The organism is Curtobacterium sp. MCLR17_036, assembly GCF_003234445.2.
Lineage (GTDB): Bacteria > Actinomycetota > Actinomycetes > Actinomycetales > Microbacteriaceae > Curtobacterium.
Map to the genome: position 1 here is coordinate 2,961,024 of NZ_CP126269.1, position 17,201 is coordinate 2,978,224.

Sequence of the window (17,201 nt, forward strand, 5' to 3'; positions counted from 1 at the left end):
CGCGACGTCACCAGTGCAGTTCCATCATCGCCGTGTTGATGCCCGAGCCGACGCCGCCGAGGAACACGCGGTCGCCGCGACGGATGCCGCCGGAGGCGACCTCGTCGGCCAGGGTGATCGGGATCGACGCGGGCCCGACGTTGCCGAAGCGCTGGTACGTGGTGGGGACCTTGTCGCGCGGGATGCCGATCGCCTCGACGAAGGCGTTGGTGTGCACGTCGGAGACCTGGTGCAGCACGTAGCGGTCCATGTTCGCCCAGTCGAAGTGGGCGCGGGCCTCGGTCCAGGCGGCGACGACGAGCTCCATGCCGCCCTTGAGCAGCATCTTCGCGTCCGTGAACATGCCGTCGACGCTGCCGACGCACAGGTCGTACCACTGGGTCGCCGCACGGGTGACCCCGCCGATGATCCGGTGTCCTTCGGGGTGCAGGTCGGCCGGGCCGAGCACGGCGGCCGCGGCACCGGACCCGAGGGTCAAGCTCGCGAACTCGCTCATGAAGTCCTTGCGGTTCCGGCCGCCCTGGTTCAGGCGGTCGATCGTGTTGAGCTGCACCTGGTCGGCGTCCTCGCCGTCCACCACCAGCGCGTACTTGATCTGCCCGGAGTCGATCATGCCGGCGGCGACGCTCATGGCGTTGACGAACCCGAGGCAGGCGTTCGCGATGTCGAAGTTGATCGCCGACGACGGCAGGCCGAGCCCGTGGTGCAACCGCACGGCGACACTCGGCTCCAGGTGCGGGCGCGTCACCGACGTGTTGATGAGCAGCCCGATCTCGTCGGGTCGGACACCGGCCTCGGCCATGGCGCGACGTCCGGCGTCGATCGCGGCGTCCTGGAAGGTCTGGTCCTCGCCCCAGTTGCGACGCTCGATGACCCCGGCCACACGCTCGAGCAACCCCATCGGCAGACGCAGGCGGCGGAGCACCCCGCGCAGGCGCTGCTCGATGTCCGCAGAGGTCGTCACGCGTTCGGCGGTGGTCGTCGCAACGGAGAGCAGCGACACGTTGTGGTGCTTCGCCGTGGCGTTGCCGGGCTGCTCGGGTTCGTTGCGCGGCGCTCGTCCACCGCTCACTGCCTGGTCGACCGGCCGTTCCGTCATGATCGTCACCGATACATACTTCCCCATCCGGGCTGTGTGCGCGATCCGGATGCGGTTCAGCGCATCAACTCCTCGTGATGCATTGCATCTGAAATACATATTGCATACGATGGCTTCGTTCACTTCTGATCGGAGCCCGTATGTCCTCGCGCACCACGTCCACCGCAGCCGCCGCCCTGCTCCTGGCCCTCGCGCCCCTCGCCGTCCCCGACATGGCGGCGGCGACGACCGCCACGGTTGACGCGCCGTCGAGCGACGAGCGCCCCGACGAGGTCGACGTCGAGTCCCCCGAGCAGCCGACGGACGAGCCCTCCGGCTCGCTCGTCCCGGCCGCCCCCGAGGAGACCGCGCCGCCGGAGGTCGTGGAGACCCCCGCGGCTCCTGAGGTCGAGCCGGCACCGACGCCCACGGCCACCCCGTCGGCGGAGGCCGCGGCTCCGCGCACACCGAGCGCCACCGCCACGCCGGACGCGGTCACCCCGAACGAGACGACCATCGACGTCCACGTCGAGGGACTCGCAGACGCGACCGGCAAGGCGGGCGACCTGTTCCAGAGCTCGATCTTCAACATCAAGAACGAGAGCGGCTTCACCATCCCCTCCCGCACCCTCGACATCCACTGGACCATCGACGGGCCGGCGACGTTCCCCACCTCACCCCGGCCGTACTCGGTGGCGAACTCGGGCACGGCGAACGTCGCGAACTGCACGTTCACCTCACCGAAGCAGACCGACTGCATCGGCGCGAACCCCCAGTCGATGGGCACCGGTGGGGCGAACTACAACCACATCCGGGTCCCGGTCCGCGTCGATGACACCGCACTCCCCGGCGACGTCGTCAGCGTCCACGGGTACTTCGAGCCGAACGCCGCGACCGACTACGTCAACTCGAACCCGCTGACGTCGTCGACGTGGAAGATCACGATCCCCCTGACCGCCGCCGTCATCGACGCACCGAACTCCCCGGTCGGCCCGACGCCCACGGTGACCGGCACGGGTGTCCCCGGCGGCACGGTCGACGTCACCGTCGGCGACCGGTCGCCGGTCGAGGTGCCGGTCGGCGACGACGGGACGTGGTCCCTCCCCGTCACCGAGGCGCTGCCGCACGGTCCCGTCACCGTCACCGCGGTCCAGCAGCGCAACGGGTTCACCGCCGAGCCGGCGACCGCCACCCTCGACGTCGACGCCGTCGCACCCGAGGCGCCGATCGTCGACGACCCCGGCACCCTCACCGACCCGACCGGCCCGATCACCGGGCGGGCCGAGCCCGGCACGACGATCATCGTGCGCGACGCCGACGGCACCGAGCTCGGCCGCGGTGAGACCGACGTCGATGGCGACTTCTCGGTCACCCTCGACGAACCGCTCGCCGAGGGGTCGCACGACCTGGAGGTCGTGGCGGCCGACCGCGTCGGCAACGAGTCCGACAGCACACCGGCGACCGCGGTCGTCCCGGACACGACCGCGCCGGACGCGCCGACGGTCGCGCGGCAGGACCTCGCGACCCCGACCGGTCCGGTGCGCGGGAAGGCGGAGGCTGGCTCCACCGTCATCGTCCGGGCCGAGGACGGCACCGAGCTCGGCCGCGGAGAGGCAGACGAGAACGGCGACTTCGCCGTCGAGCTCGACAGTCCCCTCGTCGAAGGCGACCACGACGTCGAGGTCGTCGCCCAGGACGACGAGGGCAACACCTCCGACCCGACGCCGGTGACTGTGACCGCTCCGGACGTCACCCCTCCGGACGCACCGATCAGCACGACCCCGGAGTACCTCGCCGACGGCACCGGTCCGTTCACCGGCGCCGCGGAGGCCGGCTCGACAGTGATCGTGCGGGACCTGGACGGCAAGGAGCTCGGCCGAGCAGAAGCCGACGAGAACGGCCAGTTCACGGTCGTGCTCGACGAGAGACTGTCCGACGGCGCCCACGCACTCGAGATCGTCGCCGAGGACGCCTCCGGCAACGTCTCGATCCCCACGCCCATCACGGTCGAGGTCGACGAGGCCGCCCCGAACCCCCCGGTCGTCACCGGTCCGACGGACCTCGCGGACGGCACCGGCCCGATCACCGGCACCGCAGAGGCCGGCGCCACCGTCATCGTCCGCGACGAGAACGGGAAGGAACTCGGCCGGGACACCGCCGACGAGGACGGCGACTTCACGATCGTGCTCGACGAACCCCTCTCCGAGGGCGAGCACGAGTTGGAGGTCGTCGCCGAGGACAGGGTCGGGAACACCTCGACCGTCACCCCGGTCACCGTCGACGTCGACACTGAAGCCCCGGAGAAGCCGGTCGTGACCAGCCCGTCCGACCTCGCCGACGGCACCGGACCCATCACCGGCACCGCAGAAGCCGGCGCGACCGTCATCGTCCGCGACGAGGACGGCAAGGAACTCGGCCGCGGCACCGCAGACGACAACGGCGACTTCACCATCGTCCTCGACGAACCCCTCACCGAGGGCGAGCACAAGCTCGAGGTCGTCGCCGAGGACAAGGTCGGCAACACCTCGAGGCCGACCGAGACCACCGTCGACGTCGACACAGAGGCCCCCGACAAGCCGATTGTGACCAGCCCCGCCGATCTCGCCGACGGCACCGGCCCCATCACCGGCACCGCCGAGGCCGGCGCCATCGTCATCATCCGCGACGAGGACGGGAAGGAACTCGGCCGGGGCACCGCGAACGACGACGGCGACTTCGAGATCGTCCTCGACGAACCCCTCTCCGAAGGCGAGCACAAGCTCGAGATCGTCGCCGAGGACAAGGTCGGCAACACGTCCAAGCCGACCGAAACCACCGTCAACGTCGACACCGAGGCACCCGAGAAGCCGGTCATCACCAGCCCCACGGACCTCGCGGACGGCACGGGTCCGATCACCGGCACTGCTGAGGCTGGCTCGACCGTCATCGTCCGCGACGAGGACGGTAAGGAACTCGGCCGCGGCACGGCGGACGACAACGGCGACTTCGAGATCGTCCTCGACGAACCCCTCCCCGAGGGCGAGCACGCGATCGAGATCGTCGCCGAAGACAAGGTCGGCAACACCTCGAAGCCGACCGAAACCACCGTCGACGTCGACACCGAAGCCCCCAAGGCCCCGGTCGTCACCAGCCCGTCCGACCTGGCCGACAGCACCGGCCCCATCACCGGCACCGCAGAGGCTGGCAGCACCGTCATCATCCGCGACGAGGACGGGAAGGAACTCGGCCGCGGCACGGCGAACGAGGAGGGCGACTTCGAGATCGTCCTCGACGAACCCCTCACCGAAGGCGAACACAAGCTCGAGGTTGTCGCCGAAGACAAGGTCGGAAACGTCTCCGACCCGACCAAGACCAAGGTCGACGTCGACACCGAAGCCCCTGAGAAGCCCGTCGTGACCAGCCCGTCCGATCTCGCGGACGGCACGGGTCCGATCACCGGCACCGCAGAGGCTGGCAGCACCGTCATCGTCCGCGACGAAGACGGCACCGAAGTCGGCCGCGGCACCGCGAACGAGAACGGCGACTGGACCGTCGAACTCGACCAGCCGCTCAGCGAAGGCGACCACAAGCTCGAAGTCGTCGCGCAGGACAAGGTCGGCAACGAGTCGGAGCCGACCGAGACCACCGTCGACATCGACACCGAAGCACCGGAGAAGCCCGTCGTCACCAGCCCGTCCGACCTCGCCGACGGCACCGGCCCCATCACCGGCACGGCTGAACCCGGCTCCACCGTCATCGTCCGCGATCAGGACGGCACCGAACTCGGACGCGGCACCGCAGACGACAACGGCGACTGGACCGTCGAACTCGACCGGCCGCTCACCGACGGCGAGCACGACCTCGTCGTGGTCGTCGAGGACGAGGTCGGCAACGTGTCCGGCCCGACCGAGACGACCGTCGACGTCGACACCGAAGCTCCGAGTGCCCCCGTACTCGAGGCCTTCGACGACATCGTCGACGGCACCGGTGTCGTGCGCGGGACGGCCGAGCCGGGCGCGACGGTCGTCATCTGTGACGCCAACGGTCGCGAGATCGGCCGGGGCACCGCCGATGCGGAGGGGCACTTCGCCTTCCGCACGACCGTGCCGCTGGAGCCGGGAGCGCACCTGCTCTCGGTGGTCGCGATCGACCACGTCGGCAACGAGTCGCCGGGATCGAGCATGCTCGTCACGCTCGTGCCCGAACAGGACGGCGAGGACGGCGGGGACGCTCTGCCCGAGATCACCACGCCCGTGGTGACCCTGCCCGGCACCGTCGCACCACCGGTGGGCACCGGCAGCGTCGCGGCCACCGGCACGTCCGACCAGCGTCCGGCGCGGAGCACCGCACACGCCACTTCCGCCACGGCGGACGAGCTCGCCTTCACCGGCGTCGAACTCGGCGGCTGGCTCGCCGCAGCACTGACGGCGCTCGGGCTCGGCGCGTTCCTGCGCCTGCTCGGCCGTCGCCGGCGGCGCGACGACGTGCAGCACTGAACCACGGACGTCGGACGGGAGGCCCGGCTCGCGTTCCCCGACCCGGGGACGCGGGTCGGGCCTCCCGTCCGTCCGTCTCAGCTGTCCGTCTGCAGCGGCTCCTTCGGGAGCTTCCGCACCTTCGCGCGCCGCTTGCGGCGCTCCGGGATCATGGAGCGCATCTCCTCGAGCTTGCCGAAGCAGAGCAGGCGGTCGCCGGACTCGAGCGCGACGCCGCTGCGCGGGTTCGGGATGACGTTCGAGCCACGGTGCAGCGTCAGGACCGTGATGTCCCGGTCCCAGAGCCCGGACTCCTTGATCGTCTTGCCGACGAGGTCCGCGTTGGTGTGCACGAGGAGCTCGGCGACGCCGTACCCGGTCGAGACGGAGAGGCGCTGCCGCACGTCGATCTCGGGGAACGCGACCTGGTTCGCGATGTAGTCGACGATGGCGCCGGCGATGTCGAGGCCGGTGGCGCGTTCGACGCCCTCGAGGCCCGGTGAGGAGTTGACCTCCATGACGAGCGGCCCGTCGTTGCCCTCGAGCATGTCGACGCCGGCGACCTTCAGGCCCATGATCTGCGCCGACCGGACCGCGACGGCCTCGTACTCCGGCGACAGCGTGACCTTCTCGACGGTGCCGCCGCGGTGCACGTTCGACCGGAACTCGTCACCGGAGGCGGTCCGGCGCATCGCCGCCACGACCCGGTCGCCGACGACGAGGGCCCGGATGTCCCGGCCCCGGCTCTCCGAGATGAACGACTGGATGAGGACGTTCTGCTTCGTCGAGTGCAGGGTCTCGACGATCGACTCGGCGACCTTCGCCTCGGGGGCCAGGATCACGCCGATGCCCTGCGTGCCCTCGAGCAGCTTGATGACGACGGGTGCTCCCCCGACGCGCTCGATCGCTCCTCGGACGTCGGTGCGACCGGCCACGAAGGTCGTCGCCGGCATGCCGATGTCGTGCCGGGACAGGATCTGGTTCGCCCGGAGCTTGTCGCGGGAGTTCGTGATGCCGTTCGCCGTGTTCGGCGTGTAGACGTCCATCTGCTCGAACTGCCGCACCACCGCCGTGCCGTAGTACGTGATCGAGTTGCCGATGCGGGGCAGCACGGCGTCGTAGTCGCTCAGGAGCTTGCCGCGGTAGAGCAGGTCCGGGTCCTCGCCGGACAGGTCGATCGCGAAGCGCAGCGTGTTGAGGACCTTGACCTCGTGACCACGGTCGAGCGCCGCGGCGCGCAGGCGCTGGGTCGAGTAGGCCTGGGGTGCGCGCGACAGGATGGCGAGTTTCATCGGGGAGTGCTCCGCGGGAGGGGTTCGACGGCGACGCTCCATCCAAGCATGCGACAGGATGGGGTCATGTCCCGCACCCCGAGGTTCCCCGACGGCGGGCTCGTGGTCGCCGGCTGGCGCGAGTGGGCGGGACTCCCCGACCTCGGCGTCCCGTGGATCAAGGTGAAGCTCGACACCGGTGCGCGGACCTCCGCGCTGCACGCCTTCGACCTCGAGGAACTGCCCGACGACCGGGTCCGCTTCTCGCTCCACCCCTGGCAGGACACCGACGCCGACGCGTCCACCGTCGAGTGCCCCGTGCACGACCGGCGGACCGTGCGGAGCTCGACCGGTCACACCCAGGAACGCATCGTCGTGCGCACCAGCATCACGCTGGCCGGGCGGGTCGTCGAGTCCGAGGTCACCCTGAGCAACCGCGACCAGATGGGCTTCCGGATGCTCATCGGCCGCGAGGCCCTGCGCCAGGGCTTCCTCGTCGACCCGGCCCGCTCGTTCATGGCCGGCCGTGCCCCGAAGGAGATCCGGCGGCGCAACCGCGGTCGCGCCTGATCGGGGCGGGCGGGGGCCTGCGGGCGGGCGCATGCGTCTGTCGCGAAAGCGACAGAGTGCCGCAACTGTTCCGCGCGGATCTGTCGCTTCGGCGACGGGGTCGGGACCGGACCGGCGGGATCTGTCGCTTCGGCGGGATGGACGGGCCACGCACCGGACGGGAGGCACGACCCGCGTCCGGCAGCGCGCCTCCCGTCTGCCGCCGCCCACGAAAGCGACAGGGTGCTGCGACCGTTCCGCGCAGATGTGTCGCTTCGGCGAGAGGGTCCGGACCGGGCGGGCGGGATCTGTCGCTTCGGCGAGGTGGACGTGCCACACACCGGACGGGAGGCACGACTCGCGCCCGGCAACGCGCCTCCCGCCCGCCGCCGCCCGCGAAAGCGACAGAACGCGGCAAGTGTTCCGCGCGGATCTGTCGCTTCGGCGAGGTGGACGGGCCGGAGCCGGACGGGTCAGCGGCCGAGGTGCTCGCCGAGGAAGGCGAGCTGCTCCGGCGCCATGCGACGCCAGTAGCCGTGCGTGTGCGCGCCCGGCTCGAAGCCGCCGGCAGGAGGGGTCGTGAAGCCGTCGACGTAGGCGTGCACCGCGGGTGCGAACCCGTCGCCGTTGCCGCAGTCGACGCGGACCGCGACCCCGTCGAGCTCGTGCTGCCGACCGAGGACGGTGTTCGCGCGGAAGTCGGCCGCGTCGTCGAAGGCGCCGCGGGCGGTGTCCCCGGCGGCGGTCCAGAGCGCGGGGCTGATCGCGGAGACGGCGCGGACGCGGTCGGCGCCGAGCGCCCCGGCGAGCCGGAGGGTGCCGTAGCCCCCCATCGAGTACCCGGTCAGGGCGAGCCGGTCGAGGTCGGCGCCCCGCCGGGCGATCAGGGGCAGGAACTCGTCGAGGATCATCACGGCGGGGTCGTCGCCGTCCGACCGGCGGTGCCAGTAGCGGTTGCCACCGTCGACTGCGGCGATCGCGAAGGGAGCTCCCCCGCCGGCGACGTGCGCGGCGAGGAACCGGTCCCAGCCGAGCGCCCTGCCGAAGAAGCTCCGGTGGTCGTCGCCGTAGCCGTGCAGGGCGACCGCGACGGGCAGCGGTGCGTCCGACTCGGGAGCGGCGATGGTCCAGCCGACGGTGCGACCGCCCCGCGCCCGCGAGGTGAACGTGCCGGAGGTCGTCGGGACGGGTGCGATGTCGGGGATGCTGCCGGCGGAGCCGTTCAGGCCGAGGACCCGGTACATGCTGGTGCGCCCGGGCAGCAGGCCGTGGTCGACCGCACCGGCGGCGGCACCGCCCGCGGCGACGGCCGCTCCGCCGATGAGCAGGGAGCGGCGGGTGACGGTCGCGGCACGTGACCGGGTCATCCGGCGGACACGTCGTCGCGGGGCACGGGCGTCGTGGCGCAGGTGCGGGTCGGTCGCATGCTCCGCACGGTAGCGAGTCCGCCGGCGGGGACACCCCGGCGCGCCGGACCGGTGCGTGTGAGGACGTGCAGCATCGGTGGGGTGGCCGTCGCTCAGACCGCGGCGTCGACCAGCGCCCCGGCGACGGTCCTGGCGGTGCCGGAGTCGAGCCCCGGTTCGCGCAGCCGCATGGCGAGGGAGCCGGACACGACGAGGAGCAGCTGCTCGGCGAGCACGCCGGCACGGTCGCCGACGACCGGCTCGGCCGTGGCGGCGAGGCGCCGGCGGAGCGTGCCGGTCTCCTGGTCGAGGACCGCGTGCACCTCGGCGGGTGCGTCGACGTACTCCGCCGCGGTGCCGAGGAACGCGCACCACCGCGACCCCGCGGGCGTCGACCGGTAGTCGTCGAGCGCGTCGAACACGGCGAGCAGCCGCCCGCGGTCGTCGGGGGCCGCGGCGACCGCACGGTCCCAGGCGGCGAGCCAGTCGTCGTGGCGCCGACGGAGTGCGGCGGCGACGAGTGCCTCCTTGCTCGGGTACCCGCGGTAGAGCGTGGCCGCCGAGACGCCGGCACGCTCGAGCACGGCGTCGATCGGGGTCGCCGCGATGCCGCGGGTGAAGAAGAGTTCCTCGGCCGCGTCCAGCAGCTTCTGCTCGGTTCCTGGACGCATCGGCATGAGAGCACCCTAGGCTCTGCAAAGTGAAACGATCGTTTTCGTTTGGTCAGCTGTTCCTGGTCGGGAGCGGGCTCGCCCTCGTCGCCGTGACGTACGGGCTGGTGCGCCTGGCGTACGGACTCTTCCTGCCCGACGTGCAGCGCGACCTCGGGCTGCGCTCGGACGCCGCCGGGTGGGTCTCGTCGGGGGCGTCGGCGCTGTACTGCGTCGGCGCGGTCGTCGGGTTCCTCTTCGCCGCGCGGGTTCCTAGGGTGCTCGTTGCCGTGGCGGCCCTCGTCGCGGGCGGCGGCGCGGTCGCGATGGCCACGGCGACCGGGCCGGTGGCGTTCGGGATGGCCGCCGTGTTCGCGTCGGCGGGCGCGGGTCTGGCGTCCCCGGCGCTCGTGCAGCTCGTCGCGCGCGCGGTGCCGGAGCGGGCACAGGACACCGCCCAGGCCGTCGTGAACTCGGGCACGGGGCCGGGCCTCGTCGCGGCCGGGGCGCTCGCACTCGTCCTGCTGCCGGACTGGCGCACCGCGTGGGCCTGGTCCGGGGTCGTCGCACTCGTCGTCGGCGTCGCGCTGCTCGCGGCGTCCCGCGGGGTGGGGTCCGGCGACCGGACGCCGGCGCCGGGTCGCACCTGGTTCGCGCGGCACCGCCGGGTGCTGGCGTCGGCACTGCTCTTCGGCACGGGGTCCGCGGTCGTCTGGACCTACGGCCGCTCGGTGCTGGTGGACGCCGGCGCCCCGGACGTCGTGTCGGTCTCGGCGTGGATCGCGCTCGGTGCCGGCGGGGCCGCGGTCGCCGTCACCGCGCGGTGGACGAGCGGCCTCCGGGCCCGGACCCTCTGGACGGTCACCGCCGGCGCGGTCGCCGTCGCCGTCGTGACGCTGGGGACCGTCCCGCAGTCGACCCCGGTGGCGATCGCCGCGTGTGCCGTCTTCGGCTGGGGCTACACGGCGGCGACCGGGGCGCTGATCGCGTGGACCACCGAGATCGACGCGGACCGGTCCTCCGCCGGGACGTCGGTGCTGTTCGTGGCGCTCGTGCTCGGGCAGGCGGTCGGGGCCGCGGCGGCGGGCGGGGTGCTCGCGGCGGTCGGTCCGGCCGGCACGTTCGTCGCCGGGGCGGTCGTCACCGCGGCGAGCGCCGTGCTCGCGGTGGTCGGCCGCCGCGCCGCCTCCGGCGCCCACGACCGGAGCGTTGCCCGGGAGCCGACCGCGCGGTAGCGTGACGGCGAACACCCTCGCCGGGGCCTCCCCGGGACGACGACACGACAGCGGAGTCATGGCAACGAAGCGCTGAGCCGGCACCAGAGCCGGCTCCCCCTCACCGCGGACCACCGGTCCGCGCGCTTCCAGTACGCCCGCGCGGCACCGACGCCGCGCGACGACTCCGAGGGACCCACCGTGTTCTCCATCCGCGCCCGCCTCCGGGCCGCTTCGTCCTCGCTCGCCGAGCACCGCTCCGTCACCGCCGCCGTCCTCGTCGACACCGTCGGCGCCGGCCTCACGCTGCCGCTCACGATCGTCTACTTCACCCTGACCACCGACCTGTCGCTCGGCGTGATCGGCGCCCTGTCGACCGTCGCGTCGCTGCTCGCACTGCCGGTCGGCCTGCTCGGCGGCGTGCTCACCGACCGCTTCGGTGCGCGCGCGTCGATGGTCACGAACAACCTGCTCTCCGCCGCGGGCTTCGCCCTGTACCTCGTCGCCCACGAACCGGTCACCGTGCTCGCCGCGGTGTTCCTGGCGACCGCGTCGGAGCGCCTCTACTGGACGGCGTGGACCGCCTACGTGCACGACCTGGCGGCGGGGCGACCGTTCGAGCGGTGGTTCGCGTTCCTCGAGGCGACGAAGGCCGCGGCGCTCGGGGCCGGCGCCGTCGTCGCCGCGGTCGTCCTCGCCGGGGGCGGCTCCGACGGGCTGCGGTGGCTCGTCGCCGCGAACGTCGTGTCGAGCGTCGTCGCCGCGGTCGTGTTCGCCACCCAGCGCACCGGGAGCGCCCGCCCGCCCGTGGCTGCCGCCGGCGACCTGTCGGAGGGCCGTGCGGGTTCCCTGCGGGCGTTCGCCGCGGACCGGTCGATGCGGCTCGTGACGCTCGGCCAGTTCCTGCTCGGGCCGGCGATGGTGCTGCCGAACGTCGCGCTGAGCGTGCTGTTCGTCGAGCGGTGGCACCTGCCCGCCGCGGTCGCACCGGTGCAGTTCGCGATCGCCACCGGTCTCGCGGCCTTCCTGCAGACCTCCGTCACCCGGTGGGTCGCCGGGTGCGACCGCGGCGTCCTGGTGGCCGTCGGCGCCGGCCTCACCGCCCTGACGACGGTGCCGCTCGTCGTGCTCCCGCCGCTCGCCGGTGCCGGGGCGTGGTCGTACGTGGTCGCCGTGGGGGTGGTCCTGGCGGTGGCGGACATGATCGCGATGCCGGCGTCGAACGCCGTGATGGCCGAGGCCCCGCACCCACGAGTCCGCGGCCGGGCGATCGGCGTCTTCCAGACCGCGGGCTCGGTCGGCATGGCGCTCTTCCCGCTCAGCCTCGGACTGCTCGACTCCGACGCCCCGTGGCTGCTGTGGGTGCTGACGGCGGTCGTGTTCTCGGGCGCGGCGTGGGCGTGGAAGGCGGCGGTCGCGGGCCTGCCGGCGCGGGTCCGGACCGCGACGGCGCAGGACGCCGAGGGCTGACCACGTGTGACGATCCGTGACGCTCCGTGCAGCGGGGCCGGGCGCTCCCTGCCTACGCTCCCTGCGGACGGTGACCCCGCCGGCCACGACCACGGAGGACCCGATGCCCCAGGACACCATCGCTCGCCGCGTCGACGAGTTCAACGCCGGCTTCACCGCGCAGATCGGCCCCGAGCTGAGCGGCGTCTTCGACCGCGAGCAGGCGGACCTGCGCGCCGCCGGTCTGCCCGACACGGTGCTCGGGGCCGGCGACGTCGTACCCGACGCGGCCCTGCTCGACGCGACCGGCGGCGGCACGACGCTGCGCGAGGTCCGCGGTGACGCGCCGACGGTCCTGGTGTTCTACCGCGGGGCCTGGTGCCCGTACTGCAACCTCACGCTGCGCACCTACCAGCAGGAGCTGCTGCCGGCGCTGCAGGAGCGGGGTGTGCGGCTCGTCGCGGTGTCACCGCAGACGCCGGAGGGCACCGAGCAGGCGATCGCGAACGGCGAGCTCGCGTTCCCGGTGCTGTCCGACCCGGAGAACGTCCTCGCCGGACGGTTCGGGGTCGTCACGGCACCGAACGCCGAGGCCCGCGCAGCCCACACGCAGCTCGGCTTCGACGTCGCGGACAGCAACGCCGACGGCACCGCCGCGATCCCGTTCCCGTCGGTCTTCGTCATCGACGAGGACGGCACGGTCCGGTTCGCCGACGTGCACGTCGACTACACGACACGGACCGAGGTGGCGACGGTGCTCGAGGCCGTCGACGCCCTGCGGGTGGGCACGACCCGGTAGCGTCTCCTGCATGGGGGCGACGGGGGAATGGTCACGACTGCCGGTGGGACGGCGCGAGCACCGGCAGGACACGGTGCTCGCAGCCGTGCTCGCCGGCGGGCTCGTCGTCACGACGTTCCTGTACAGCTCGGCCGGCACCTACGGTGACGACCAGGCCGCGTGGTGGGTCTCCGGGCTGATGATCGTCGCGAACGCGGCGCCCGTCGCGTTCCGTCGGCGCTTCCCGATGACGGTCGCGCTCGTGGCCGGCGTCGCGTTCGCCGCGACGCAGCTCTTGCAGGTGCCCGAGCTCCTCCTCATCAACTTCACGCTGTTCATCCCCCTGTACACGGTGGGTGCGTGGTGCTCCGACCGGCTCCGGGCCGAGGTCGTGCGGTGGGTCGTCATCGGCGGCATGTTCGCCTGGCTGTTCATCGCGATCTCGTTCGGCTGGGCGTCACCGAACGCGCTGCCGAACGACACGGACTCGCCCGTGGCGCCCTACGTCGCGCTGTCGCTGGTGAACATCCTCATCAACGTCATCTACTTCGGAGCCGCCTGGTGGGCGGGCAACCGGGCCTGGGCGGCGGCCGTCGCGCGGCACGAGCTCGACGAGCGGACGGGTGAACTCGCCGCCGAGCGGGAGCGGTCGGCGGCCCAGGCGGTCACGATCGAGCGGGTGCGCATCGCGCGGGAGCTGCACGACGTCGTCGCGCACCACGTCGCGCTCATGGGCGTGCAGGCCGGAGCGGCGCGCCGGGTGATCGGCCGCGACCCGGCGCAGGCGACGGCGTCGCTCGGCGTGGTCGAGGAGAGCGCCCGCACCGCGGTGGAGGAACTCCGGCGGATGCTCGGCACGTTGCGTTCCGAGGACGACGCCGCCGTGGCCGCGACGGACGGCGCCGACGCCCCGAGCACCGAGGGCATCGCCCGCATCGCCGAGCTGGCCGAGTCGGCCCGCGTCGCCGGCCACCCGACGGAGTACGTCGTCGTCGGCGTCGAACGGCCGGTGCCGCCGACCGTCGCAGCGGTGGCGTACCGGATCGCGCAGGAGGCCGTGACGAACGTCCTCAAGCACGCCGGCCCGGCCGCCCGTGCGGACGTCCGCCTGCGCTACCTCGACGACGCCGTCGAGGTCGAGGTGTCCGACGACGGCCACGGCGCCCGTGCCGCGCGGAGCACCGCCGGCAGCCGCCTCGGGCACGTCGGGATGCGTGAACGCGTCGCGGCCGTGGACGGTCGGATCGAGATCGGGCCCCGTGCCCGGGGAGGCTGGCTGGTGCGCGCATGGCTCCCGACGACCTGACGATCGTGCTGGCCGACGACCAGGAGCTCGTCCGGGCCGGCTTCCGCGTGATCCTGGAGTCCGAACCGGGCTTCCGTGTGGTCGGCGAGGCCGGCGACGGCGCCCAGGCCGTCGAGGCGGTCCACGCGCTGCGCCCCGACGTGGTCTGCCTGGACGTGCAGATGCCCGGGGTGGACGGCCTCGAGGCCGCCCGGCGGATCGCGACGCTGCCGGATCCCCCTGCCGTGCTCGTGCTCACCACGTTCGACAGCGACGACGCGCTCTTCCAGGCGCTCGAGGCGGGGGCGAGCGGGTTCCTGCTGAAGAACGCCTCCCCCGAACGGCTGATCGACGCCGTGCGCACCGTCGCCGGCGGGGACGCGCTGCTGGCCCCCGACGTCACGCGACGGGTGATCAGCCGGGCGACCGCGGCGCACGCCGTCCCCCAGGCAGCGCCGCTCGCGCCGACCCCGACGGTCGTGCTCGCCGAGGTCGGGCTCACCGAGCGCGAGTGCGAGGTGCTGCGCCTGCTCGCCCGCGGCCTGAGCAACGCCGAGATCGCCGCCGAGCTGTACGTCGGCGACGCCACCGTGAAGACCCACGTCTCGAACGTGCTGCAGAAGCTCGGGCTCCGGGACCGCATCCAGGCGGTCGTGTGGGCGTTCGAGCACGGCGTCGCGCGCTGACCGGGACTCGATGCGCGCGCATGCATCGACGGGACACGTGACGTTCGACGCGTGGATCGTCGGAACGTGCACGCGCACGGGATGCGGGCGCATCGTTCGACAGGACACGTGACGATCGACGCGTGCATCGTCGGAACATGCACACGCATCGGCGCGCCGCACCGCCGCACCGCCGCACCGCCGCCCGCCGCCCGCGCCGCACTGCAGACCGCCCCACCGCACCGCCGCACCGCACCGCCGACCGCGCCGCCCACCGCCCGCCGCCCTGCCCCCCCCCGCGCGACGGAGCAGGCGGAGCAGACGCCGCACCGATCCCCGCCACTCGTGGGAGGCGTCGGGCACACCCCGCGCAATAGCGTCGGACGCACCGACGACGACCGTCGCGGACAGTGCCACGAAGGGACGACATGCTCACCATCGACGGGGTGACCAAGCAGTTCGGCGACCGCCGGGTGCTCGACGACGTCGGGTTCACGGTCGGCAGCGGCCGGCTCACCGGGTTCGTCGGCGGCAACGGCGCCGGCAAGACGACCACCATGCGGATCATGCTCGGGGTGCTCCGGGCCGACGCCGGCACGGTGTCGATCGACGGCACCGAGGTCCGACCGGCGGACCGGCGCCGCTTCGGCTACATGCCCGAGGAACGCGGCCTGTACCCGAAGATGCCGGTGGCCGAGCAGGTCGCGTACATGGCCCGGCTGCACGGGGTCGACAAGCGCACGGCGACCTCGCGGACGAGTGGCCTGCTCGAACGCCTCGAACTGACGGCGCACGCCACCGACCCCGTCGAGAAGCTGTCGCTCGGCAACCAGCAGCGCGTGCAGATCGCGGCCGCGCTGGCACACGACCCCGAGGTGCTCGTGCTCGACGAGCCGTTCTCCGGCCTCGACCCGATGGCCGTCGACACGGTGCTCGGCGTGCTGCGCGAGACCGCGGCGCGCGGGGTCCCGGTCCTGTTCTCGAGCCACCAGCTCGACGTGGTCGAGCGGCTCTGCGACGACGTCGTCGTGATCGCCGGCGGCACCATCCGCGCCGCCGGGCCGCAGGAGGAACTCCGCAAGCAGGCCGGTCCGGCCGCCTGGGAGCTGCTGGTCGACGGCGACGTCGCCTGGCTCCGGGAAGAGCCGGGGGTCGGCGTCCGCGAGTTCGACGGCGGGTACGCGGTCTTCGAGGCCGACGCCGCCACCGCCCAGCGCGTCCTGCAGCGTGCCGTGCAGCACGGCACCGTCGGGTCGTTCGCGCCGCGGGTGCCGCGGCTCAGCGAGGTCTTCCGGGAGGTCGTCCGATGAACAGCTCCTTCGTGCAGGCCGTGCGCCTCGTCGCCGGACGCGAGATCCAGGCACGCATCCGCAGCAAGGCCTTCGTGGTGTCGGCGCTCATCCTCATCGGCATGGTCGTGGCCTCGATCGTCGTCGGCGGGATCGTGGGCAAGGCCACCGCCGACGACACGACCCCGGTTGCCGTCGTGGACGGTGTCTCGCTGCCCTCGACGAGCGGGCTCGACGTCACCGACGCGGCCTCCGTCGACGCGGCCGAACGACTCGTGCGGGACGGCGACGTCGACGCGGCGATCGTGCCGTCCGACGACCCGCTCGGCTACACGGTCGTCGGACTCGACGACGCACCGTCCGAGGTCGTCTCGGCGCTGAGCGTCTCGCCGCGGATCGAGCTGCTCGACCCGGACGCCCTGCCCGGCGGTCTGGTCTACCTCATCGCCATCGCGTTCGGTGTCGTGTACTTCGCCTCGGCAGTGACGTTCGGCCAGTCGATCGCGCAGAGCGTCGTCGAGGAGAAGTCGACACGGGTGGTCGAGATCCTCATGTCCGCGATCCCGGCCAGGGCGCTGCTCGCGGGCAAGGTGCTCGGCAACAGCCTCATGGCGTTCGCCCAGATCGTCGCGGTGGCCGTCGCCGCGATCGTCGCACTGGCCCTGACCGGACAGGACAACGTGTTCGCGATGCTCGGCCCGAGCATCCTGTGGTTCGTCGGGTTCTTCGCCGTCGGGTTCGTGCTCATCGCGTCGCTGTTCGCTGCGGCCGCGGTGCTCGTCTCCCGCCAGGAGGACGTCGGCAGCGTCACCACCCCGGTGATGATGCTCGTGATGATCCCGTACTTCCTCATCATCGTCGCGTACGACAACCCGCTCGTGCTCGGGATCATGTCGTACGTGCCCTTCAGCGCCGCGATCGGGATGCCGATGCGGATCTTCCTCGGCTCGGCCGCGTGGTGGGAGCCGGTCCTGGCGCTCCTGGTCGTCGTCGCGTCGGTCGTCGTCGTGGTCGCCGTCGGCGCCCGGGTCTACGAGAACGCGCTGCTGCGCACCGGCAGCCGCGTGAAGCTGTCGGAGGCGCTGCGCGGCTGACGGACAGGAGGCCCGGATC

13 protein-coding genes are annotated in these 17,201 nt (G+C 72.7%); 9 read left to right on the forward strand and 4 right to left on the reverse strand.

Going from position 1 to position 17,201, the window contains the following annotated elements; translation table 11 throughout:
* Positions 1 to 7 precede the first annotated feature (7 nt).
* Positions 8 to 1,099 (reverse strand): 3-oxoacyl-ACP synthase III, encoded by a 1,092-nt coding sequence (locus tag DEI99_RS13885; RefSeq protein ID WP_254782996.1) that lies wholly within the window; start codon positions 1,097 to 1,099, stop codon positions 8 to 10.
* A gap of 140 nt (positions 1,100 to 1,239) precedes the next feature.
* Between DEI99_RS13885 and DEI99_RS13890 the strand changes: the two genes are divergently transcribed.
* Positions 1,240 to 5,553 carry an Ig-like domain-containing protein gene (locus tag DEI99_RS13890; RefSeq protein WP_284180854.1) on the forward strand — a complete coding sequence of 1,438 codons (4,314 nt, stop codon included), beginning with the start codon at positions 1,240 to 1,242 and terminating at the stop codon, positions 5,551 to 5,553.
* Between the two features lie 77 nt (positions 5,554 to 5,630).
* Here the strand turns inward: DEI99_RS13890 and DEI99_RS13895 are convergent, their stop codons facing one another.
* Entirely contained in the window at positions 5,631 to 6,824 is a 1,194-nt protein-coding gene (locus DEI99_RS13895) for a RimK family alpha-L-glutamate ligase (protein ID WP_071297818.1), read from the reverse strand.
* 66 nt (positions 6,825 to 6,890) lie between these two features.
* On the opposite strand from DEI99_RS13895, the gene DEI99_RS13900 reads away from it, so the two are divergent.
* Positions 6,891 to 7,373, forward strand: coding sequence for an ATP-dependent zinc protease family protein (locus tag DEI99_RS13900; protein ID WP_284180855.1), 483 nt, complete (start codon positions 6,891 to 6,893; stop codon positions 7,371 to 7,373).
* A gap of 452 nt (positions 7,374 to 7,825) precedes the next feature.
* Here DEI99_RS13900 and DEI99_RS13905 read toward each other — a convergent pair whose 3' ends face one another.
* Positions 7,826 to 8,719, reverse strand: coding sequence for an alpha/beta hydrolase (locus DEI99_RS13905; RefSeq protein ID WP_284180856.1), 894 nt, complete (start codon positions 8,717 to 8,719; stop codon positions 7,826 to 7,828).
* Between the two features lie 152 nt (positions 8,720 to 8,871).
* Positions 8,872 to 9,435, reverse strand: coding sequence for a TetR/AcrR family transcriptional regulator (locus tag DEI99_RS13910; RefSeq protein WP_284180857.1), 564 nt, complete (start codon positions 9,433 to 9,435; stop codon positions 8,872 to 8,874).
* A 23-nt stretch (positions 9,436 to 9,458) separates the two neighbouring features.
* Between DEI99_RS13910 and DEI99_RS13915 the strand changes: the two genes are divergently transcribed.
* From DEI99_RS13915 to DEI99_RS13945, 7 genes are all read left to right on the forward strand, one after another.
* Complete coding sequence (locus DEI99_RS13915; protein ID WP_284180858.1) at positions 9,459 to 10,643, forward strand: MFS transporter; 1,185 nt, start codon at positions 9,459 to 9,461, stop codon at positions 10,641 to 10,643.
* Between the two features lie 180 nt (positions 10,644 to 10,823).
* Positions 10,824 to 12,092 carry an MFS transporter gene (locus DEI99_RS13920; RefSeq protein ID WP_284180859.1) on the forward strand — a complete coding sequence of 423 codons (1,269 nt, stop codon included), beginning with the start codon at positions 10,824 to 10,826 and terminating at the stop codon, positions 12,090 to 12,092.
* A 103-nt stretch (positions 12,093 to 12,195) separates the two neighbouring features.
* Positions 12,196 to 12,870 (forward strand): peroxiredoxin-like family protein, encoded by a 675-nt coding sequence (locus DEI99_RS13925; protein ID WP_284180860.1) that lies wholly within the window; start codon positions 12,196 to 12,198, stop codon positions 12,868 to 12,870.
* Between the two features lie 10 nt (positions 12,871 to 12,880).
* Positions 12,881 to 14,155: a sensor histidine kinase gene (locus DEI99_RS13930; RefSeq protein WP_284180861.1), complete on the forward strand. Its 1,275-nt coding sequence runs from the start codon at positions 12,881 to 12,883 to the stop codon at positions 14,153 to 14,155.
* Positions 14,137 to 14,820: a response regulator gene (locus DEI99_RS13935; RefSeq protein ID WP_284180862.1), complete on the forward strand. Its 684-nt coding sequence runs from the start codon at positions 14,137 to 14,139 to the stop codon at positions 14,818 to 14,820. The genes DEI99_RS13930 and DEI99_RS13935 overlap by 19 nt, the downstream gene beginning before the upstream one ends.
* A 407-nt stretch (positions 14,821 to 15,227) precedes the next feature.
* Positions 15,228 to 16,109, forward strand: coding sequence for an ABC transporter ATP-binding protein (locus tag DEI99_RS13940; RefSeq protein ID WP_111042727.1), 882 nt, complete (start codon positions 15,228 to 15,230; stop codon positions 16,107 to 16,109).
* The gene (locus DEI99_RS13945) at positions 16,106 to 17,182 is read left to right on the forward strand and encodes an ABC transporter permease (RefSeq protein WP_111042726.1); all 1,077 of its coding nucleotides are present in this window, start codon (positions 16,106 to 16,108) and stop codon (positions 17,180 to 17,182) included. Before DEI99_RS13940 ends, DEI99_RS13945 begins: the two co-directional genes overlap by 4 nt.
* Positions 17,183 to 17,201 lie beyond the last annotated feature (19 nt).